The sequence below is a fragment of the Lentzea californiensis genome, assembly GCF_024648825.1.
Classification (GTDB): domain Bacteria; phylum Actinomycetota; class Actinomycetes; order Mycobacteriales; family Pseudonocardiaceae; genus Lentzea; species Lentzea californiensis.
In genome coordinates this window covers 171,713-191,824 of record NZ_JANBBE010000007.1, presented here as the reverse complement: position 1 = coordinate 191,824, position 20,112 = coordinate 171,713, and the positions used below count along the sequence as shown (strand labels likewise).

At 70.8% G+C, this 20,112-nt stretch carries 20 protein-coding genes; 9 read left to right on the top strand and 11 right to left on the bottom strand.

Annotation, left to right across the window (positions count from 1 at the left end; all coding sequences use genetic code 11):
• Positions 1–5 precede the first annotated feature (5 nt).
• Positions 6–878: an oxidoreductase gene (locus LX88_RS25310; RefSeq protein WP_258950305.1), complete on the top strand. Its 873-nt coding sequence runs from the start codon at positions 6–8 to the stop codon at positions 876–878.
• Here LX88_RS25310 and LX88_RS25305 read toward each other — a convergent pair.
• The gene (locus LX88_RS25305; RefSeq protein ID WP_258950304.1) at positions 865–1,608 is read right to left on the bottom strand and encodes an ABC transporter permease; all 744 of its coding nucleotides are present in this window, start codon (positions 1,606–1,608) and stop codon (positions 865–867) included. The genes LX88_RS25310 and LX88_RS25305 overlap by 14 nt on opposite strands.
• Positions 1,605–2,513 (bottom strand): ATP-binding cassette domain-containing protein, encoded by a 909-nt coding sequence (locus LX88_RS25300; protein WP_258950303.1) that lies wholly within the window; start codon positions 2,511–2,513, stop codon positions 1,605–1,607. The genes LX88_RS25305 and LX88_RS25300 overlap by 4 nt, the downstream gene beginning before the upstream one ends.
• A 77-nt stretch (positions 2,514–2,590) precedes the next feature.
• On the opposite strand from LX88_RS25300, the gene LX88_RS25295 reads away from it, so the two are divergent.
• The 5 genes from LX88_RS25295 (at position 2,591) to LX88_RS25275 (ending at position 6,818) form a co-directional block, all read left to right on the top strand.
• A complete protein-coding gene (locus tag LX88_RS25295) occupies positions 2,591–3,274 on the top strand; it encodes a TetR/AcrR family transcriptional regulator (RefSeq protein WP_258950302.1) in 684 nt (227 codons plus the stop codon).
• Positions 3,271–3,801: a molybdenum cofactor guanylyltransferase gene (gene mobA, locus LX88_RS25290; RefSeq protein WP_258950301.1), complete on the top strand. Its 531-nt coding sequence runs from the start codon at positions 3,271–3,273 to the stop codon at positions 3,799–3,801. Before LX88_RS25295 ends, mobA begins: the two co-directional genes overlap by 4 nt.
• A 61-nt stretch (positions 3,802–3,862) precedes the next feature.
• Positions 3,863–4,912: an AAA family ATPase gene (locus tag LX88_RS25285; RefSeq protein WP_191304813.1), complete on the top strand. Its 1,050-nt coding sequence runs from the start codon at positions 3,863–3,865 to the stop codon at positions 4,910–4,912.
• A 62-nt stretch (positions 4,913–4,974) separates the two neighbouring features.
• Entirely contained in the window at positions 4,975–5,856 is an 882-nt protein-coding gene (locus LX88_RS25280) for a DUF58 domain-containing protein (protein ID WP_258950551.1), read from the top strand.
• A complete protein-coding gene (locus LX88_RS25275) occupies positions 5,853–6,818 on the top strand; it encodes a VWA domain-containing protein (protein WP_258950300.1) in 966 nt (321 codons plus the stop codon). The genes LX88_RS25280 and LX88_RS25275 overlap by 4 nt, the downstream gene beginning before the upstream one ends.
• Here LX88_RS25275 and LX88_RS25270 read toward each other — a convergent pair.
• From LX88_RS25270 to LX88_RS25250, 5 genes are all read right to left on the bottom strand, one after another.
• Positions 6,815–7,348, bottom strand: a complete 534-nt coding sequence (locus tag LX88_RS25270; RefSeq protein WP_258950299.1) for a dihydrofolate reductase family protein — start codon at positions 7,346–7,348, stop codon at positions 6,815–6,817. The two genes, LX88_RS25275 and LX88_RS25270, sit on opposite strands and share 4 nt — an antisense overlap.
• Entirely contained in the window at positions 7,345–8,208 is an 864-nt protein-coding gene (locus tag LX88_RS25265) for a TAXI family TRAP transporter solute-binding subunit (protein WP_258950298.1), read from the bottom strand. The genes LX88_RS25270 and LX88_RS25265 overlap by 4 nt, the downstream gene beginning before the upstream one ends.
• Positions 8,205–9,509 carry a sensor histidine kinase gene (locus LX88_RS25260; RefSeq protein WP_258950297.1) on the bottom strand — a complete coding sequence of 435 codons (1,305 nt, stop codon included), beginning with the start codon at positions 9,507–9,509 and terminating at the stop codon, positions 8,205–8,207. The genes LX88_RS25265 and LX88_RS25260 overlap by 4 nt, the downstream gene beginning before the upstream one ends.
• The gene (locus LX88_RS25255; RefSeq protein WP_258950296.1) at positions 9,510–10,169 is read right to left on the bottom strand and encodes a response regulator transcription factor; all 660 of its coding nucleotides are present in this window, start codon (positions 10,167–10,169) and stop codon (positions 9,510–9,512) included.
• Positions 10,170–10,288: 119 nt separating this feature from the next.
• Positions 10,289–12,871 (bottom strand): FAD-binding and (Fe-S)-binding domain-containing protein, encoded by a 2,583-nt coding sequence (locus tag LX88_RS25250; RefSeq protein WP_258950295.1) that lies wholly within the window; start codon positions 12,869–12,871, stop codon positions 10,289–10,291.
• A 108-nt stretch (positions 12,872–12,979) separates the two neighbouring features.
• On the opposite strand from LX88_RS25250, the gene fabG reads away from it, so the two are divergent.
• The 3 genes from fabG to LX88_RS25235 are packed head-to-tail and all read left to right on the top strand — an operon-like array spanning position 12,980 to position 15,579.
• Positions 12,980–13,684, top strand: a complete 705-nt coding sequence (gene fabG / locus LX88_RS25245; protein WP_030481838.1) for a beta-ketoacyl-ACP reductase — start codon at positions 12,980–12,982, stop codon at positions 13,682–13,684.
• A 49-nt stretch (positions 13,685–13,733) separates the two neighbouring features.
• Entirely contained in the window at positions 13,734–14,501 is a 768-nt protein-coding gene (fabI, locus tag LX88_RS25240) for an enoyl-ACP reductase FabI (protein ID WP_258950294.1), read from the top strand.
• Positions 14,502–14,553: 52 nt separating this feature from the next.
• Entirely contained in the window at positions 14,554–15,579 is a 1,026-nt protein-coding gene (locus LX88_RS25235; RefSeq protein ID WP_258950293.1) for a ferrochelatase, read from the top strand.
• Here the strand turns inward: LX88_RS25235 and LX88_RS25230 are convergent.
• The 4 genes from LX88_RS25230 to LX88_RS25215 all read right to left on the bottom strand — a co-directional run bounded on the left by LX88_RS25230 (position 15,576) and on the right by LX88_RS25215 (position 20,110).
• The gene (locus LX88_RS25230; RefSeq protein WP_258950292.1) at positions 15,576–16,901 is read right to left on the bottom strand and encodes an extracellular solute-binding protein; all 1,326 of its coding nucleotides are present in this window, start codon (positions 16,899–16,901) and stop codon (positions 15,576–15,578) included. The genes LX88_RS25235 and LX88_RS25230 overlap by 4 nt on opposite strands.
• Positions 16,898–18,700, bottom strand: coding sequence for a vWA domain-containing protein (locus tag LX88_RS25225; protein ID WP_258950291.1), 1,803 nt, complete (start codon positions 18,698–18,700; stop codon positions 16,898–16,900). Before LX88_RS25225 ends, LX88_RS25230 begins: the two co-directional genes overlap by 4 nt.
• Positions 18,701–18,826: 126 nt before the next feature.
• On the bottom strand, positions 18,827–19,624 hold the full coding sequence (locus LX88_RS25220; RefSeq protein ID WP_258950290.1) for an Rv1486c family protein: 798 nt from the start codon (positions 19,622–19,624) through the stop codon (positions 18,827–18,829).
• 60 nt (positions 19,625–19,684) lie between these two features.
• The gene (locus tag LX88_RS25215; RefSeq protein ID WP_258950289.1) at positions 19,685–20,110 is read right to left on the bottom strand and encodes a YcxB family protein; all 426 of its coding nucleotides are present in this window, start codon (positions 20,108–20,110) and stop codon (positions 19,685–19,687) included.
• Positions 20,111–20,112 lie beyond the last annotated feature (2 nt).

Here is a 20,112-nt window from a genome sequence, read left to right as displayed (position 1 = left end):
GAGGAATGACGTGGCGACTGGGTGACCTCACCGTGAACCGGGTCGGGTTCGGTGCGATGCGACTGCCGCAGCGCGGGACGGCGTTCGACCGGCGGGCCGAGCCGCGCGACCGCGGGCAGGCGATCGAGGTGCTGCGCAAGGCCGTCGAGCTCGGGGTGGACCACGTCGACACCGCCGCCTTCTACTTCTCCGCCACGCGGTCGGCGAACGAGCTGATCAACAGCGCGCTCGCGCCGTACCCGGAGGGCCTGGTGATCGTCACCAAGATCGGGCCCGGCCGCACGCCGCAGGGGGAGTGGCTGCCGCTCGCCACGCCGGAGCAGCTCAAGGGGCAGGTCGAGGAGAACCTGCGGCAGCTCGGCCGCGACCACCTCGACGTGGTCAACCTGCGGATCAGCGGCCTGGACGACCTCAGCGAGCACTTCGGGCGGCTCGCCGAGCTGCAGCGGGACGGGCTGGTCCGGCACCTCGGGCTGTCCAACGTCAAGCCGCACCACCTCGACCAGGCGCAACGCATCGCCGAGGTCGTGTGCGTGCAGAACTCCTACGGGCTCGGCCACCACCCCGAGCAGGACGACTTCGTCGGCGTGTGCCGGGAGCGCGGCATCGCGTACGTGCCGTTCTTCGCGCTCGCCGGCGCCAACCAGGAGGCCGGGACGTCGGCCGAGGACGACGTGGTCACCGAGATCGCGCACGCGCGCGGCGCCACGCCCGCCCAAGTCAGGCTGGCGTGGACGCTGGCGCGCGGGCCGCACGTGCTGGTCATCCCCGGCACGGGCGATCCGGCGCACCTGCGGCAGAACGTCGAGGCGGGCGAGATCGACCTCACCGCGGACGAGCTCACCCGCCTCGACGCCGCGCACCTCAGCGGCGGTTGATCCGGCCGAACAACCAGGTCGACCAGCCGAACGCCGCGACCAGCAGCCCGCCGGACCACGCCAGCGCGAGCCAGCCCGAGGACACGGGCTGATCGTTCAGCAACGCCCGCACCGTCTCGATGACCGGTGTGATCGGCTGGTGTTCGCTGACCGGCCGCAGCCAGGACGGCATCGTCTCCACCGGCACGAAAGCGCTGCTCAGGTACGGGATGAACAGCATGAAGAAGCCGAGCAGGCTGGCCGACTCGACGCTGCGCGCGACCACGCCGAAGCCCGCCGCGAGCCACGACAGCGCCAGCACGTAGAGCAGCAGCACGCCCATCGCCAGCACCCATCCGACAGGCGAGGCGGCGGGCCGGAAGCCCATCAGCAACGCGACCAGGACCACCGCGAACGTCGCGAGGGCGTTGCGGGCCACCGAGGCGACGACGTGGCCGGTCAGCAGGGAGAACCCGTTGATCGGCATCGAGCGGAACCGGTCGACCACGCCCTTCTTCATGTCGTCGGTCACCGACATCGCGGTGGACGTGGCGCCGTAACCGGTGGACAGCACCAGGATGCCGGGCACCACGTAATCCACATAGGACTGAACGGAGCCGATCGCGCCGCCGAACACGTACACGAACAACGCCATCATCATCACCGGCAACACGATCGCCATGATCACGAGGTCGAAGTTGCGGCGGCTCAGCCGGATGCTGCGGCCGATCATCGTCAGCGACGCGGTCATGCGGCCACCGCCGTCAACGAGGTGAACACGTCGTCCAGGGTCGGGCGGTGCGTGGAGACCCGCAGCACGTCCACCCGTGCGGCCAGCACGTCGTCCAGCACTCGGTGCAGGTGGACCGCGCTGCCGTCGGACGGCACGCTCAGCGTCATGCCGTCGGCGGTTCCGCCGGTCACGGCCTTCGCGCGCAACGCGTCCTCGGCACACGGGAAGGTCAGGTCCAGGCGGGTGCCCCCGACCGAGTTCTTCAACGCGTCCGCGGTGCCGTCCGCGACGACGCCCCCGTTGTGCAGCACCACGATCCGGTCGGCGAGGCGGTCGGCCTCCTCGAGGTACTGGGTGGTGAGGAAGATCGTCACGCCGTCGCGCACCAGGTCCCCGATCGCGTCCCACATCGTCGTGCGGCTGACCGGGTCGAGGCCGGTGGTCGGCTCGTCCAGGAACAGCAGCCGCGGCTGTGCCACCAGGCTCATGGCCAGGTCCAGGCGCCGGCGCATGCCGCCGGAGTAGGTGCGCACCCGCCGGTCCGCCGCGTCGGTCAGGCCGAACCGCTCCAGCAGCTCGAGAGCCCGTGCGCGAGCCGCCGGCCTCGCGAAACCGCGCAGGCGGGCGATCATGACCAGGTTCTCGCGCCCGGTCTGCTCCTCGTCGACCGCCGCGTACTGGCCGGTCAGGCTGATCATGCCGCGCACAGCGGCGGCCTCGCGCGCCACGTCGAACCCGCACACCTGCGCCGTGCCGCCATCGGGCCTGGTCAGCGTGCTCAGGATGCGGATCGTGGTGGTCTTGCCGGCGCCGTTCGGGCCGAGCAGCGCGAGCACGGACCCTTCCGCGACTTTCAGGTCCAGGCCGCTGAGCACGGTCGTGGAGCCATATCTCTTCGTCAGACCTTCTGTCTCGACGATCATCGATCCCCCTTTTATGCGTATCTCATACGCAAAACCTGAATTAGCGTATGCCATACGCATCTGTTTGACTAGGGGGCATGAAAAGGGGGCGGAAGCCGACCATCGACGCCGCCGACATCACGCGGGCCGCCATCGCGGTCGCGGACGCCGAAGGGCTCGCCTCCGTGTCGATGGCACGCGTCGCGCAGGAGATGGGCAACGCGACGATGGCCCTCTATCGGCACGTGAAGAGCAAAGACGAGCTGCTCACGTTGATGGCCGACGCCGCGATGGACGAGCCGCCCCCGTTGCCGGACGGCGACTGGCGTGAGCAGCTCGGCTTCTGGGCGAAAGCGGTGCTCGAAGCCATCCGCAAGCGCCCGTGGTTCCTGCAGATCCCGATCAGCGGACCGCCGACCGGCCTGACGAGCCTCGCGTGGCTCGACAGCGCGCTCGGCGCACTCCGGGACACGCCGCTGGAGGCAGGGGAGAAGGTCGGCGTGGTGATGGGCCTGATGACCTTCGTGCACGGCGAGGCGCGGCTGGGTGTCACGCTGGCGCAGGGCTTCGAGGACGACCCCGCGGCGTTCGGCAGCCAGTACGGCAAGGTTCTGCGCGAGATCGTCGACCCGCGCCGGATGCCCGCGCTCGCCGAGGTCCTCGACTCCGGGGTGTTCGACCTGGACGACGTGGCCGCGGCCGAGGACGTCGAGGCGGAGTTCGACTTCGGCCTGCACCTGTTCCTGGAGGGCGTCGCGACGCACATCGGAGGCAGGGCATGACGTACGCGGTGATCATCCTCACCGGTGGCACGGGCGAACGGCTCGGCGGCGTCGACAAGGCCGCGCTGTCCTATCGGGACGCCACACTGCTCGACCACGTGCTGTCCGTTGTGGACGACGCGGCGCAGAAGGTCGTCGTCGGCCCGGAGAAGGACCTGCCAGGTGTCGTCTGGGCACGGGAGGACCCGCCGGGCGGAGGACCGCTCGCCGGTCTGGCCGCCGGACTGGCGAAGATCACCGAGGACTGGGTCGCGGTGCTCGCCGTGGACCAGCCCGGACTCACCGCGGACACCATCGCGAGGCTGCGCGCCGCCGGCCGCAACGCCGTGCTCAAGGACGACAGGGTGCAGTGGCTGATCGGTTACTGGAACGCCGCCGACCTGCGCGCGGCCCTACCCGGAGATCCGCGGAACCTGCCGCTGCGCAAGACTCTTCTGCGGCTCGACCCCGTCGAGGTGTCCGCTTTGCCCGGTGAGGCGAGGGACGTCGACACACCCGCCGACCTGGACACCCTTCACAGCGGTTGAACAGGCGGGGGGTAAGACTGTTCAACGATCGGTAAACCCTGTTCCGCATGGAGGCCCGCACGTGACCGAGCCCGCCGCCGAGGCAACGCCGAACGCATCGGCGCCCGTCACCCCGGCTCGTGATGCCCAGCTGCTCGAACGCACCGTGTTCGAGGTGAAGCGGGTGATCGTCGGCCAGGACCGGCTCGTCGAGCGGATGCTCGTGGGTCTGCTGGCCAAGGGCCATCTGCTGCTCGAAGGTGTGCCGGGCGTCGCCAAGACGCTCGCCGTCGAGACGTTCGCCCGCGTGGTCGGCGGCTCGTTCTCCCGCGTGCAGTTCACGCCCGACCTGGTGCCCGCCGACATCCTCGGCACCCGCATCTACCGCCAGTCCACCGAGACGTTCGACGTCGAGCTCGGTCCCGTCGTCGCGAACTTCGTGCTCGCCGACGAGATCAACCGCGCGCCCGCCAAGGTGCAGTCGGCGATGCTCGAGGTCATGGCCGAGCGGCACGTCTCCATCGGTGGCCGCACGTTCCCGATGCCGAACCCGTTCCTGGTGCTGGCGACGCAGAACCCGATCGAGAACGAGGGCGTGTACCCGCTGCCCGAGGCGCAGCGCGACAGGTTCCTGTTCAAGATCCAGGTCGAGTACCCGACCGCCGAGGAAGAGCGCGAGATCGTCTACCGCATGGGCGTCGAGGCGCCCACGCCGAACCAGGTCCTCTCGCCCGAGGAGCTGGTGCGCCTGCAGGGCGTCGCCTCGCGCGTCTTCGTCCACCACGCGCTCGTCGACTACGTGGTCCGCCTGGTGATCGCGACCCGCGCGCCCGGCGAGCACGGCCTCACCGACGTCGCCGGCTGGGTCGCCTACGGTGCCTCGCCGCGTGCGTCGCTCGGCATCATCGCCGCCGCTCGTGGCCTCGCGCTCGTGCGCGGCCGTGACTACGTGCTGCCGCAGGACGTCGTGGACGTCGTCCCGGACGTGCTGCGCCACCGCCTCGTGCTCTCGTACGACGCGCTGGCCGACGGCGTCCCGATCGACCACATCATCACCCGAGTGCTGCAGATCGTGCCGTTGCCGCAGGTGTCGGCCCGTCCGCAGCAGCCGGTTCCGGCTGGTAGGCCGTGAGCAGGGACAAGGCCGAGGAGGAGCGCCCGTCCTGGGCGCCGCCCGTCCTGCGCGGCGTCAAGATGGAAGCCGCGCTGCGCATGCTGGAGCTCGAGGTCCGGCGCCGTCTCGACGGCCTGCTGCAGGGCAACCACCTCGGCCTCGTGCCGGGGCCGGGCTCCGAACCGGGCGAGGCCCGCACCTACCAGCCCGGCGACGACGTGCGCCGGATGGACTGGGCGGTCACGGCCCGCACGACGATCCCGCACATCCGCGAGACGGTCGCCGACCGCGAGCTGGAGACGTGGCTCGCGATCGACCTGTCGCCGTCGCTCGACTTCGGCACCGCCGCGTGCGAGAAGCGTGATCTCGCCATCGCCGCGACGGCCGCGGTCGCGCACCTGACGCGCGGCGGCGGCAACCGGATCGGCGCCGCGGTCTCGACGGGCGCGGAGAGCGTCCGCATCCCCGCGCGCGGTGGCCTGGCCCACGCGCGCGGCATGATCCGCAAGATCGCCGAGATCGACCGGGCGCCCGAGGGCACCCGCGGCGACCTGGCCGCGTTGCTCGAACAACTGCGCCGCCCGCCACGCCGGCGCGGCCTGATCGTGGTGATCTCCGACTTCCTCGGCGAGATGGAGTGGCAACGGCCGTTGCGCGCCCTGTCCGCGCGCCACGACATCGTGGCCATCGAGGTCGTCGACCCGCGTGACGTCGACCTGCCCGAGGTCGGCACCGTCGTGCTGTCCGACCCGGAGAGCGGGCGGCAGCGCGAGGTGACCGCGTCCGCGTTGCTGCGCAAGGAGTTCAACGCCGCGGCCGCGGAACACCGGGGCGAGGTGGCGGCGGGCCTGCGGCGCGCGGGCGCCGGGCACCTGGTGCTGCGGACCGACTCGGACTGGATCGCGGACACGGTTCGTTTCGTGGTGGCGCGCAAGCGCCGCTGGTCTGGGGGTGTCGCGTGAGCTTCTCGAACTTCGTCGCCCCGTGGTGGTTCCTGCTGCTGCTCGGCGTGGCGCTGCTCACCGCCGGATACGTGGTGGCGCAACGAGTCCGCCGCAAGCGGGTGCTGCGGTTCACGAACCTGGAACTGCTGGAGAAGGTCGCGCCCAAGCGGGAACGCTGGTCGCGCCACGTCCCGGCGGCGTTCCTGCTGGCCGCACTGGCGTTGCTGACGGTCGCGCTGGCCGGCCCGACGTCCGAGCAACGGGTCCCGCGCAACCGGGCGACCGTGATGCTCGTGGTCGACGTGTCGCTGTCGATGAAGGCCACCGACGTGAAGCCGTCGAGGCTGGAGGCCGCGCAGGTGGCCGCCAAGTCGTTCGCCGAGGGCCTCACACCGGGCATCAACCTCGGCCTGATCTCGTTCGCCGGCTCGGCCACCGTGCTCGTCGCGCCGACCACCGACCGCGTCGCCGTCACGCAGTCGATCGACGGGCTCAAGCTCGCCCAGTCGACCGCGACCGGTGACGCGCTGGTGGCCGCGATGGCGTCGATCGACTCGTTCGGCAAGGTCGTCGGCGGTGCCGAGGGCCCACCGCCCGCCCGCATCGTGCTGATGACGGACGGCAAGGAGACGGTGGGCACCCGCAAGGCGTTCGACGCGGCCGAGGACGCGAAGAAGGCCGGCACCCCGATCTCGACGATCTCGTTCGGCACCGAGGAAGGCGTGGTCGACATCGAGGGGCGGCAGCAGTCCGTGCCCGTCGACGACGACTCGATGAAGGAGATCGCGAAGATCTCCGGCGGCGAGTTCTTCAAGGCCGCCTCCGCCGAGGAGTTGCGGCGCGTCTACGACACGCTCGGCGAGCAGATCGGCTACGAGAAGAAGCAGGCGGACGCGTCGAAGCCGTGGCTGTTGCTCGGCACGCTGACGGCGATGTTCGCGGCCGCCGCGGCCTTGTTGCTCGGGCAGCGACTTCCCTAGGGCCTGCCGTAGATCAGCTCGACCACGCCCGTCCCGAACGCCCTGGTGCTCTCGAGCGCCAGGGCGATCGGCTTCTTGAAGAACGGCGTGCCCTCACCGATCGCCACCGGGTTCAGGTAGAGCCGCACCTCGTCGATCAGGTCGTGCTCGAAGAACGAGCCCACCAGCTGCGCGCCGCCGACCATGCTGTCGCCGGCCAGCGCCCTGATCTCGTCCGGCACGACCTCGCGCTTCACCGTGGTGTTCCACTCGGTGGTGTCCAGCGTCCGTGAGTAAACGATCTTGGGCATGTCCCGCCAGATCCGGCCGAAGTCGTGCATCGGCTGCGGCCACTCCGGGTGGTCGTCGGTGTGCGGCCACGTCTCGAGCATCGTCTCGTGGCTGCGGCGGCCGTCGATGAACCTGGTCATCCGCGCGAGCCCGGTGTTGAAGTGCTCGTGCAGTTCGTCGTCGACGACGTGCCAGCTGATGTCGTGGCCGGGGCCCTCCATGAACCCGTCCAGCGAGACCGACGCCATCGTGATGATCATCCGTGCAACCTCCGGTACTCCGCCGCCGCACCTGGGTGCAGGGGCACCTTGCCCGTGTCGATGAGACTGCGCACGTCGAGGTACTGGGTGCCGAGGGCCTGTTGCGGCACGAGTTCGGCGGCCCTGCCCACGAGCAGCCGCACGACGGCACCCGCGTACCCGGTGCTCAGGTCGGGGCGGCACACCAGCAGGTTCGGGGTGCCGATCGTGGGGACGTCGACGGGGGAGCCGTAGACGCCCATGCGGACGTCCACGCGTTCGTAGACCTTGCCGTAGTCCCGGCGCAGCCTCGGCAGGAAACCGTCGAGCGGCAGCAGCCTGATGCCGCTGGCCCGGTCGAGTTCCGGGGTCGGGACGCCGCCGGACCACAGCAGGGCGGCGATCTCGCCGGCCTTCAGGGCGTCGACGGCGTTGCGCAGTGGGTAGTGCTCCTCCTGCACGCCCAGGGCGAGTCTGGAGCCCTGCAGTGCGGCGCCGGAGCCGTCCGCGCCCAGGGACACCGGCCTGCCGATCAGGTCGGCCGCCGTCCTGTACGGCGAGGACTGCAGGACGACGAGCTGCAGGTAGTTCTCGTAGACGCGGCCCAGGGCGACGAGGCCGGGTTCCATGTGGGCGCTGTCGCTCAGGGAGAGGCCGATGTCGGCGCCGCCCTCGCGCAGGTGCTTCAGGTTGTCGGCGCTGCCGCCGGTCTCGATCGGCGTGATGGTCAGCGGGCTGGGTGCCAGGCGGGAGAACAGCGCGGCGAAGTCGTTGTAGAAGCCGCCGGGCTCGCCTCCCGCGATCCTGATCGTGCCGTCGGGTTCGCTCGTTCCGCACGCGGTGAGGGCGAGTGCGCCGAGCAGGAACGTCCGGCGCCTCACAGCAGTGGCTCCTTCGGCAGTTCCACCGTCGCGACGAGGCCCTGGTCGGTGCGCAGCCGCAGCTTCCCGCCGTGCGCGGTGACGATGCGTTCCGCGATGGCCAGGCCCAGGCCGGTGCCGCGCCGGGAGTCGTCGCCGCGCCAGAACCGTTCGGTGGCGCGCTCTATGTCTTTTTTGGACAAACCGGGGCCGTTGTCCCGCACGGTCAGGGTGGCGCGGTCGCAGATCACGGTGACCTCGGTGCCGCCGTACCTGATGGCGTTGTCCAGCAAGACGTCCAGCACCTGCGCGAGGTCCGACACCGCGCACCGCACTAGGCCGGGCGCGCGGTCGTCGACGGTGATCGTGACGCCGTCGGCCTGGGCCGCCGCGCGCCAGGCGTCGACGCGGTCGTGCGCCACGACCTGAAGATCCGCGAGTTCGGGTTCGATGCCGCCCGCGGCGCGTTCGGTGGCGGTGCTCTCGGCGGAGGCCAGCGCCAGGAGTCCGTCCAGCAACGACTCGAGGCGTTCGACCTCGGTCAGCAGCGAGCCGTTGGACGGCAGCATGTCGACGCGCAACCGGAGTGCGGCCATGGGGTTGCGCAGCTGGTGCGAGGCGTCGGCGATCAACCGTCGTTGCTGGTCGGCGGCCTCGGCGACGGCGTCGGACATGCGGTTGAACGACTCCGACAGCGCCCGCAGTTCGGCCGGGCCGGCGGTGTCGGCGACGTGGGTGCGCCGCTGGCCTTCCGCGACCGCGCGGACTCCTCGATCCAGTTCTTTGAGAGGTCGCAGCAGCCAGCGGGACACGACGAGTGCCAGCAGCACGCACGCGCACGCCGCGAGCAACGCCCCGGCCAGCACGAGAGCCCATCGCCGTGCGACGTCCAGAGCGGCTACGCGCGTCGAGGCACGCAGCACCACAGCGCCCGCGACCTTCGTGCCGATGCCGACGGGCCGGGCGAACAGGACGTCGCCACCGCTCCACGGCAACACGGTCGGCGCCGGTGCGGCGGGCTGGTTGCGCAACGCCGCGTCGATCTGCGCGGACACGTCCTGCGCCGTCATGCCCGACTCGACGACGGGCGTGCCGGACGCGTCGACGACCACGATCTCCTCGCCGTACACCTCGGCGTACCGCTCCGCCTCGGACACCACGACGTCGACCGGCAGCGTGGCGAAGCGGTCCAGGTCGGCGGTGCGGCTGATCACGAACTGCTGGGTGCGTTCCGAAGCCGTGCTCATCAGCAACGGGAAGGCGAACGCCGTGACGGCCGAGAGCGAGAACAGCAGCAACACCAACAGAAGCCGTCGCCGCATCTATTCACCGAGCCGGTAGCCGAAACCGCGGATCGTGTGCAGCAACCCCGGCCGGTCGAGCTTGGCGCGCAACTGCGTGAGGTGGACGTCGAGCGTGCGCGACACCGCCACGAACGCGTTGCCCCACACCTCGTCCATCAACTGCTGGCGGCTCACCGCCGTGCCGGGCCGGCGCGCCAGCACCGCGAGAACTTCGAACTCCTTGGTGGTCAACGAGATCTCACGCCCGCCGACCACGACCTGACGGCTCTGCAGGTCGATCTCCACATCGGACACGCGCACGAGCTCGTCCGGTTCCTGCGACCGGGCCGCACTGCGCCGCGCCACCGCGTCGATGCGTGCCAGCAACTCGGCCAGCCGCACCGGCTTCACCAGGTAGTCGTCCGCGCCGAGCCGCAGCCCGCGCACCACCGTGCGTTCGTCCCCGCGCGCCGTCAGTACGAGCACCGGCACCGGGTCGATCTTGCGGAGCTTGCGCAGCACCTCCAGGCCGTCCTGGTCGGGCAGGCCGAGGTCGAGCAGCACGACGTCCGCGTCGCGGTGCGCGATCAGGGCGTCGGAGCCCCTGCGCACGCGGGAAGGCCGGTGCCCGTTCGCCCGCAACGCCTCCACCAGGGCGTCCGCGACTCCGTCGTCGTCTTCGACCAGCAGCACCCGCATGGGAGCAGTATCGCCCCAGAAGGTCGTTTCCGGGGTGTGCCGACGCGCTTAAGTGACTGTAAAGAAGCCTCCGCCCCAGGTCGAGCTCTCCGCTTCTGCTGGTCCTCGTGCTTGGTTGGTCAGCGGTAGGTCACTCCCAGGCGGGCCGCCAGCGCGCTGGCCAAATGGACCGGCTCGCGTTCGGTCGTGTGGCGGATCTGCGTGCGGCAGCTGAAGCCGTCCGCGATCACCAGCGCGTCCTCGTCGTCGCGCAACGCGGGCAGCAGGTCCTGCTCGGCGCACGCGATCGAGACGTCGTAGTGACCCTTCTCGAACCCGAAGTTGCCGGCCAGGCCGCAGCAGCCCTCGACGACCTTCGGCCGCAGGCCCGCCCTGGCCATGGCCTCGCGGTCCGCGTCGAAGCCGAGTTCCGCGTACTGGTGGCAGTGCGTCTGCACGACGGCGTCGCGGCCGCCCTCCACCTCGGGCAGCATCGGCGCCACGTGCTCGGCGAACGTCCGGGTGGCGCGCGCAAGCGCTTGTACTGCAGGGTCGCCGGACAGTTTCGGTGCCTCCACGCGGAGGAACGCGGTGCAACTCGGTTCCAGGCCGATCACCGGAACGCCCCGGCTCGTCCACGGCAGCAGCGCCCGCGCGGTGCGTTCGACCACCCGGCGCGCCTTGCCGAGCTGGCCCGTCGAGTGCCAGGTCAGTCCACAGCAGACGTTCGCGGACGGCACCTCGACGTGGTTTCCCAAGTGTGCCAGCACGTTCGCGGCGTCGAGGCCGATGCCCGGCTCGAAGAAGTTCGTGAACGTGTCGGGGAACAGCAGCACCGGATCGCCCTTGCCCAGCGGGTGCAGCTGCCGGACCAGGGGAGTCCTCCGGCGCGGCAGTTCGCGTTCCGGCGTGATGCCCGCGAACCGGCCGAGACGAGTCGTGAACCTGTTGACCAGGCCGTACTTCAGCCACGTCGGCAGCCAGCCCATGGCGTAGTGCGCAGGCGGCCTGATCCGGCCCTTGTAGTGCTCGTGCAGGAACTCGGCCTTGTAGCTCGCCATGTCGACGTCGACCGGGCAGTCGCGCTTGCAGCCCTTGCACCCCAGGCAGAGGTCGAGGGCCTCCGCCACCTCCGGCGACCTCCAGCCGCCCTTGATGACGTCGCCGTTGAGCATCTCGAACAGCAGGTGCGCGCGGCCTCGCGTGGAGTGCTTCTCCTCCTTGGTCACGCGGTAGCTCGGGCACATCACGCCGCCCTTGGTGTTCAGGCACTTGCCGACGCCGACGCACCTGCGCGTGTCGCTCGCGAACTCCGCGCGGGTCGGGATCCTCGGTGGCGCCACGAGGACACGCAGGTCGTCGTCGAGCTTCAGCGGCTCCACGATCCGGCCGGGGTTGAGCAGGTTCCGCGGGTCGAAGGCGCGCTTGAACTCGCCGAACGCCCTGATCGCCGCGGGCGGGTACATCCGGCCGAGCAGCTCGGACCGCGCCTGGCCGTCGCCGTGCTCGCCCGACAGGCTGCCGCCGTGGCTGACCACCAGGTCGGCCGCGTCCTGCAGGAACTCCCGGTGCCCGCTGGCCAGGTCGAAGTCGATGCGGACGTGCAGGCACCCCTCGCCGTAGTGGCCGTAGGTGATGCCGCGCCGCCCGTACCTGGTCAGCAGCTGGTCGAACTCGCGCAGGTAGGCGCCGAGCCGCTCCGGCGGGACGGCCGCGTCCTCCCAGCCCGACCACGCCTCGCTGCCGTCGGCCATGCGGGTGGCGAGCCCGGCGCCGTCCTCGCGGATCCGCCACAGCGCGCGCTGGTGGACCGGGTCCTGGATGATCATCGAGTTCTTGGTGATCCGGGCGACCCGCTCCGGGCGGTCCTCGACCTCGACGAACAGCCAGCTGCGGCCTTCCGGCAGGTCGGGACGGGTTCGGACGCTGTGCACCAGTGCCTCGTTCAGGCCTTCGATCGCGAGCGCGTCCTCGATCTGCATGACCTGGTCGGCGGCCTCGTAGGTGTCCGCGAACCCGAGCACGACCAGGACGCGGCGTTCCGGCCTGCGCACCAGCTTCAGCTCCGCGCCCAGCAGCACCACGCAGGTGCCCTCGGTGCCGACCAGTTGCTGCGTCAGCGTCGGAGCGTCCAGCGCGTACCCGCTGACACGACGGCTGAGCTGGGGGAACCACGCCGGGTCGTGGGCAGGCAGGGCCAGCTCCGGCGGGTTCGTCGTGTCGAACGTGCGGCCGTCGACGGTGAGGACGTTCAGGTTCGTGACGTTCTCGCTGGTCTTGCCCCACTTCACCGAGTGCGCGCCGCACGCGTTGTTGCCGATCATCCCGCCGATGGTGCACCGCGAGTGCGTCGACGGATCTGGGCCGAACAGGTAGTCGCCGGCCCGGGCGTTGATCCTGTCGAGCACCGCTCCCGGCTGGACCAGCGCCCGGTCGCCGGAGATCTCGAACGCGGTCAGGTACCGGCTGAAGTCGATCACCAGGCCGGTGCCGCACGCGTTGCCCGCGATGGAGGTTCCCGCGCCCCGGCTGGTGATCGGCACGCCCTGCTCGGCGGCGATCGCGACGGCCGTCACGACGGCGTCCGTCGTGCGTGGACGGACGACGACCCGCGGCACGTGCCGGTAGTTCGACGCGTCCGCCGAGTACAGGGCCCGGCTCGCCGGGTCGTCGAGGACGTCACCGTCCACCTGGCGCCGGAGCTGATCGAGAAAGGCCCGCATCACCCGATCATGCCCGGACGGATGTGACATGGCTCCGCCGATGCCGGACTACCTGCCGGTAGCCGATAGCCTCACCCGGTCAACCAGCAGCGATTCTCAGGAGAGCTAGTGAGTCGGTCCGTTCTGGTCACCGGAGGCAACCGCGGCATCGGCCTCGCGATCGCGCAGGCGTTCGCGGCGCAGGGCGACAAGGTCGCGGTGACGCACCGCGGGTCCGGCGCTCCCGAAGGTCTGCTCGGCGTGAAGTGCGACGTGACGAACTCGGCGGAGATCGACGCCGCGTTCACCGAGGTCGAAGCCGCGCACGGCCCCGTCGAGGTGCTCGTCTGCAACGCGGGCATGACGCAGGACACCCTGCTGCTGCGCATGAGCGAGGAGCAGTTCACCCAGGTCGTCGACGCGAACCTGACCGGCGCGTTCCGCTTCGCCCAGCGCGCCTCCCGCGGCATGCTGCGCAAGAAGTTCGGCCGCATCGTCTTCATCTCGTCCGTCGTGGGCCTGACCGGTGGCGCCGGCCAGGTGAACTACGCCGCCTCCAAGGCCGGCATGGTCGGCATGGCGCGCTCGATCGCGCTGGAGCTCGGCTCGCGCAACATCACCGCGAACGTCATCGCGCCCGGCTTCATCACCACCGACATGACCGCGGAGCTGCCCGAGGCCGTCCGCGAGGCAGCGCTCAAGCAGATCCCGGCCGGCCGTTACGGTGCGGCCGACGAGATCGCGCGCGCCGTCACGTTCCTCGCGGCGACCGAGTCGGGCTACATCAACGGTGCCGTGCTGCCGGTCGACGGCGGCCTCGGCATGGGCCACTGACTTTCTCGAACCACGGCTGGTTTCCCGTACTGCGAAAGGGTTGGATCAAGTGACCGGACTGCTCGAAGGCAAGCGACTGCTGATCACGGGTGTGATCACCGACGCGTCGATCGCCTTCCACGTCGCACGCGTCGCCCAGGAGCAGGGCGCCGAGGTCGTGCTGACCGGGTTCGGCCGGATGAGCCTCGTGACGCGCATCGCGCAGCGTCTGCCCAAGCCCGCGCCCGTCGTCGAGCTGGACGTGCAGAACCAGGAGCACCTCGACACGCTCGCCGACCGGGTGCGTGAGCACGTCGACGGTCTCGACGGCGTCGTGCACGCCATCGGCTTCGCCCCGCAGAGCTGCCTCGGCGCCCCGTTCATGGACGCGCCGTGGGAGGACGTCTCCGTGGCGATGCACGTCTCCGCGTACTCGTACAAGGCCCTGGTGCAGGCCGCGCGCCCGTTGTTGTCGCACGGCTCGTCGGTCGTCGGCCTCGACTTCGACGCCCGTCAGGCGTGGCCCGCCTACAACTGGATGGGCGCTGCCAAGGCGGCGTTCGAGTCGATCAACCGCTACATGGCGCGCGACCTCGGCCCGGACGGCATCCGCGTGAATCTGATCTCCGCCGGCCCGGTCCGCACCATGGCCGCGAAGTCCATCCCGGGCTTCGGCGAGCTGGAGAAGATGTGGGGCGAGAAGGCTCCGCTGAGCTGGGACGTCGACGACCCCACGCCGGTCGCGAAGTCCGTCTGCGGCCTGCTCTCCGACTGGTTCCCGGCCACCACGGGCTCGATGGTGTTCGTCGACGGCGGCGTGCACTTCCTCGGTCTCTGACGTCACATCCGTTCGTCATGTGAGGTGTTCGGGCGTCTGATTGGATGGAGTGGTGAGTTTCGATGCGCTGCTCTGGCTGTCGTTCGGCGGCCCAGAAGGTCCTGAGGACGTCCGTCCCTTCCTGGAGAACGTGGTTCGCGGACGTGGCGTGCCGCCGGAGCGGCTGGACGAGGTCGAGGCCCACTACCAGCACTTCGGCGGCGTCTCGCCGATCAACCGCCTGAACCTCGAAGCCATCGACGCCGTGCGGGCCCGTGGCTTCGAGCTGCCGATCTACTTCGGCAACCGCAACTGGCACCCGATGGCCGAGGACGTCGTCGCGCAGATGAAGGCCGACGGCGTCCAGCGCGCCTTGGTGTTTCCGACGAGCGCGTACGGCGGCTACTCCGCGTGCCGGCAGTACGACGAGGACATCGTGCGCGCGCTGCAGGCCGTGCCGGACGGCCCCGAGCTCGTGAAGCTGCGCCAGTTCTTCGACCACCCGCTGTTCATCTCCTCGTTCGCCGACGGGGTGCGCGCCGCGGCCGCGTCCCTGTCCGGCCCGTACCGCCTGGTGTTCACCGCGCACTCGGTGCCGGTGTCCGCGGACAAGGCCGCGGGACCGCCCGCGGAAGGCGGCTACCGCTACTCGCGCCAGGTCGTCGAGGCGTCCCGGCTCGTGGCCGCGGAGCTGGGCGTCACCGAGTACGACGTCGTGTGGCAGTCGCGGTCCGGCCCGCCGCAGATCCCGTGGCTCGAGCCCGACGTCGTGGACCACATCGACGCCCTGCACGCCAAGGGCGTCACCGGGGTCGTGGTGTGCCCGATCGGGTTCGTGTCCGACCACCTCGAAGTGGTGTGGGACCTCGACACCGAGGCCCGCGACCGCGCGTTGGAGCTCGGGATGGAGTTCGCCCGCGCCGCCACGCCCAACGGGGATCCGCGCTTCGCCGAGCTCGTGACCGAACTGGTCGCCGAGCACACTTCCGGGGCTCCGGTGCGGAAGTTGTCGTCGTTCGTGGTGGCCGGGTGCACGGTGAACGGTGCGCCTTGTGCGCCGTTGTGCTGCGAACCGGCCAAGAGGCCTGCCAGGGCCTAGCGACCTTGCAGGGCTGCGGTCAGTGCCTCTTCGGCGTTGGCGGGTAGAGCGCCGTCGTGGTCGAGGGCGTAGCGGACGATGGTGCGGAACTCGTCGCTGAAGCGTGAGTAGTACGGCGTGACCGGGCGCAACCGGGCGTCCTCGATCGCCTTCAGGAGCGTGCGGGCGTACGGGTGCTCGGTGGCGACCCTGCTGTCCTGGTAGACGATGCCGCGGGTGGCGGCGAGGCCTCCTCGTTCGAAGAGGAGCTGCTGGCTGCGCGGGCCGGTGAGGAACTCGATGAGCGCCTGGGCGGCGCGCGGTTTGGTGGACTTCGCGGAGATGGCGAGGTTCTGGCCGCCCAGGACGCTCGGGCCGGGCAGCTGCGCCACCTCGAAGTCGATGCCGGGACGGCCCGCGGACTCGCCGCGGTTGCCCTGCAGGGTGCGGTGGGCCACCGGCCAGTTGCGCATGAACGCGATCTTGCCGTCGCGGAACGCCTGGGTGGTCAGCTCCTCGCTCTGCGTGCGAGATTCGGGCAGCACCACGGGTTTGTCGCCCTTGAGGCCGTCGGCGAGCCAGCGCAGGGCGCGGCGGGTGCGGTCGGAGTCGATCACGACCTTGCCGGTCTCGTCGACCACCTCGCCCTTCTCCGCCCAGATCAGTTCCAGAGCGTTCACGGTGAGGCCCTCGTAGTCGAGGAACTGGCCCGCGTAACCGGCGGTGAGACGGGCGTCCCGCGCTGCCCGCAGCGCGCGGGTGGAGGTGTCGGCGATGTCGTCGAGGCCGAGAGGTTCGTCCTGCACCAGGTCCTTGCGGTAGAAGAGCAGACCCGCGTCCGTGTTGAACGGCAGCGCCCACAGCACGTCCTTGTAGCGGCAGCTCTCCAGCGGACGGCGCAGGAACCCGCTGGTGTCCACAGAGGACAGCGGGCGCAGGTGACCGGCCTGGGCGAACTCCGCGGTCCAGGTGACGTCCAGGTTGTAGACGTCCGCGTTCTCGGCCTGCTCCCTCGCCCGCGCGACCATCTCGCTGCGCTGGCCGTCGGCCTCCGTCGGCAGTTCGATGATCTCCGCCGGCTGTTCGGGGTGCTCGGAGTTCCACTGGTTGATCAACGCGCGCCGCTGGCCGCCGTCGCTCTGGTCGCGGCCGCTGAGCACGACGAGCTTGCCCTTCTCCCACTCGGCCGACTCGCGGAAGAGCGGCTGGATCCCGCTGGTGAACAGGATCGTCAGCACGATGCCGACGGCCACGCCCATCGCGAGCCACGACCGGTTCGCCCACACCACGCCGGGCGGGCCCAGCCTCGGCAGGGCCGCCCACGTGCGCCGAAACCAGCTCATCCGGCACCTCCCCACACTCGGCGGAACAACGCCGCCAGGTCGTCGCCGAGCGTGTCCGTGGTCGAGTCGCGGCACTCGCCGCCGGACGCGTCCGTGATGGAGGTCAGCGCGTGCGCCGCACAGCTGGCCTCGCCGACGGCGATCACGAACACCCGGATTCCCTTCTGCCGCACCGCGTTCACCACGTCCTGCCGGGTCTGCGCGCTCGTCGTGTCCTCGCCGTCGGTCAACGCGATGACCGCGCTGACGTGGTCCGCGTCGTCGGCACCGACCCGGTCGAGGCTGTCGACGATCGCCTGGTGCAGCGGCGTGCCACCGGAGGGCTGCACCGCGTTCAACGCGGCGGCCGTGGCCTCCTTGTCGCGCCTGCCGAGCGAGACGAGCGGCCGCACCTCGTTGTTGTTGAACACCGACAGGCCGTACGTGTCCCTGGCGCCCATCTGAGTGAGCGCTTTGCTGACACCTTCGACCGCCACGGTGAACCGCTTCTCCCCGGTGGCCGTCGGCTCGACCATCGACCCGGACGCGTCGAGCGTGAGCCAGACCCTGCCGTCCCTCTTGGCCTGCTCGTACTTCTTCAGGAACGCGGCCTGGGCCTCGTCGCCGGGCGCCGCCTCGGCCCGGTCGAGCGCCAGACCGGCCCGCACCCCGAACTCCTCGCGGAACTCGGCTCCCGCGGCCTGCCGGGCGGGACGCAGGCCGGCGGCGTTGAGCGCCGTCATGCCCTCCTGCGTGCCGAGCCACGCCTGGAACGCCTTCGCCGGCACGCGGGCGGCCAGGTTCGACACGTCCTGCGCGTCCCACTCGACGAGGTTCAGCGGGTAGTCGGCGCGGTAGGTGTCCGACGGGTACAACGCGGTGAGGCACGGCTTCTGCGCGCAGCCGGTCTTGTTGTGCCGCAACAGGACCTGCTCGGTCGTGATCATCGCGGCGCCCGGCTGCGGCCGGTCGGCCTCCGTGACCCGGCGCTCGACGACGGCCGGTTCGAGCGTCTCGTACAACGCCGCCGTGGCAAGCCTGCCGTCGATCGCCATCAGCGGGTTCGGCCTGCCGATCTCGGTGCCGGTGCTGCCGACCTTGGTCAGCAGGTCGCCCCACCTCTCCGGCACGCCGGACACGACGTCCTGCGCGATCTGCGCGGGCACCGCGAGCACGACGGGCGAGAACGCGACCGAGTCGCCCGGCGTGATGCGCACCGCCGACCCGATGCCGCCGGTGCGGCGCACCACCTCGTTCGTCTCCGTGGTCGAGTCCGGCAGCCACACGTCCGGGTGCGGCCCGATCTCCCGCAGGTCCTGCGTCGACCACGACGACCGCAGCGCGATCGCACCCCTGTTGCCCGGCGCCGAGAACACGTAGAGACGCGCCGTGCGGCACCCGTGGTTCTTCGCCGCCGTGTGCTGCTCGAACTTCCGCGCGACTTCGCCGATCGCGGGCGCCGCGTCCTGCGACGTCAGCACCCGCACCTCGGTCGGTTGTGGACAACCCAGCAGCAGCACCCGTCCGTACGCGACCATCGGCGGTGCCGCGACCGCGACCAGCGCCACCGCGACCACCAGCACGGCCGTGAACACCACCCAGCGCAGCCGGATGCGTTTGGCCAGCTGGTTCAACCTGTCGATGGCGGACGCGGACAGGACCAGGAGCGCCGCGCCGATGCCGTAGAGCACCCACGACTGCCAGGTCGTGAGCGCTCCCGTGGCCGTCTCGGACAACAGGTGCCCGGCGACCGCGGCCAGCATGAGGGCGCCCGCGTACCTGGGTGCTGTGCTCGACCGGCGCTGGTCGACGTCCTCCATCCGGCGTCCTCCCCACCCGGCACCATATGTCGGAGCACCGACGCTTCTGGGGGAGTTGCCCGCTCAGGCGGGGTCGCGGGTGGAGAACCACTCGTTTGGATCAGCGGCTACCGCGTCTGCCGAACGTCAGTGCCGGCCCGCTCCGCTGTCCGCCAGGACACGCACGGCCTCGTCGACCGCCGCGCACCGTGCGCGGCGCACGGCTTCGGAGACGGGGCGCAGTGCGTCGGTGCGAGCGGTCATGGCCGACGCGGACAGCGCGCCGCCGGGGGCGTCGGAGCTGGCCACGGACACGATCGCGGCCACCTCGGCGGCCCGTTGCAGCACCCGGAGCGCTCGCGGCGGCATCGCGTCCGGCCACGGCAGCGTGGAGTTCTCGGCCGCGAGGTCGGCGATCTCCTTGCGGACGTTCGGCCGGTGCTTGGCCACGTCCAGCGACGCCAGGGCCGCCGTCGCCTCGCGCAGCGCCGCGCCCAGGCCGTGCTCGGCCTCGCCGATCGGGATGTGCTCGAGGCCGTTGGACGACGGCAGGTCGAACACCGTCCAGCGCATCACGCCGTCGGCGACGATCTTCGGCACGAGCCCGATGTGCACGGACGGCACGACGAGCGCCTCGCCGGAGCGCAGCGCACACGTCGAGAGGGGGCCCTTGCCACCGAGACCTCTCACGTCGCCCGGTACTGGCAGCACCAGCCGGGCGGAGGTGGCGCCCGCGCGCCGCAGTGCGGCCAGCAGCAGGGCCGGGCCCACGGGGGCCTCGTCGGGACCGGGGAGGTCGAGCGCCGTGGCGGTGCCGTCGTCGTCGGCCACCACCTCGTGCTGCTCGGCCCACATGTGCAGGGCGTCGAGGACGTCGTCGGCGGCGGCTAGACCGTGCAGCCAGCCCGACGTCCACACGACCAGCGTGGCACTTGCACAGGACACCCGACGAGATTACGTGGCCCGGCCCCGGTAGCCCCACCCGGTGTGCCCGATCCGGGGCACCTACTTCGCCGGACCGATGTGCTCCTCGAGCAGCGACCGGAACGACGTCAGGTCCTCATCGGACGCGAACGCCCGGTGCGGCACGGACAGCGACGCCGCGCCCTCGTCCAGCGTCTCCAGCACGAACCCCTGCCGCGTCTCGGTCCAGCCCGGCAGTTCCTCCCAGACGATCTCCTCGCGCACGGCGTTGCCCACGGCCATCCGGAACGACCGCGCGTCGGCGCTGCCCATCACGGTCCGGCTGATCATCTCGTCGGACGTGAAGCGCCACCACACCGCGACCGGCTCCATGAAACCGATGACCAGCGCGCACAGCAGGCCGAACAACGCCACCGGCAGCGTGTCCTCGAAGCCCAGCAGCAGCACGAGGGAGAACACCGCGAGCACGAGCGCGAACCACGGCGCCCACTTGAACATCGGCACCATCG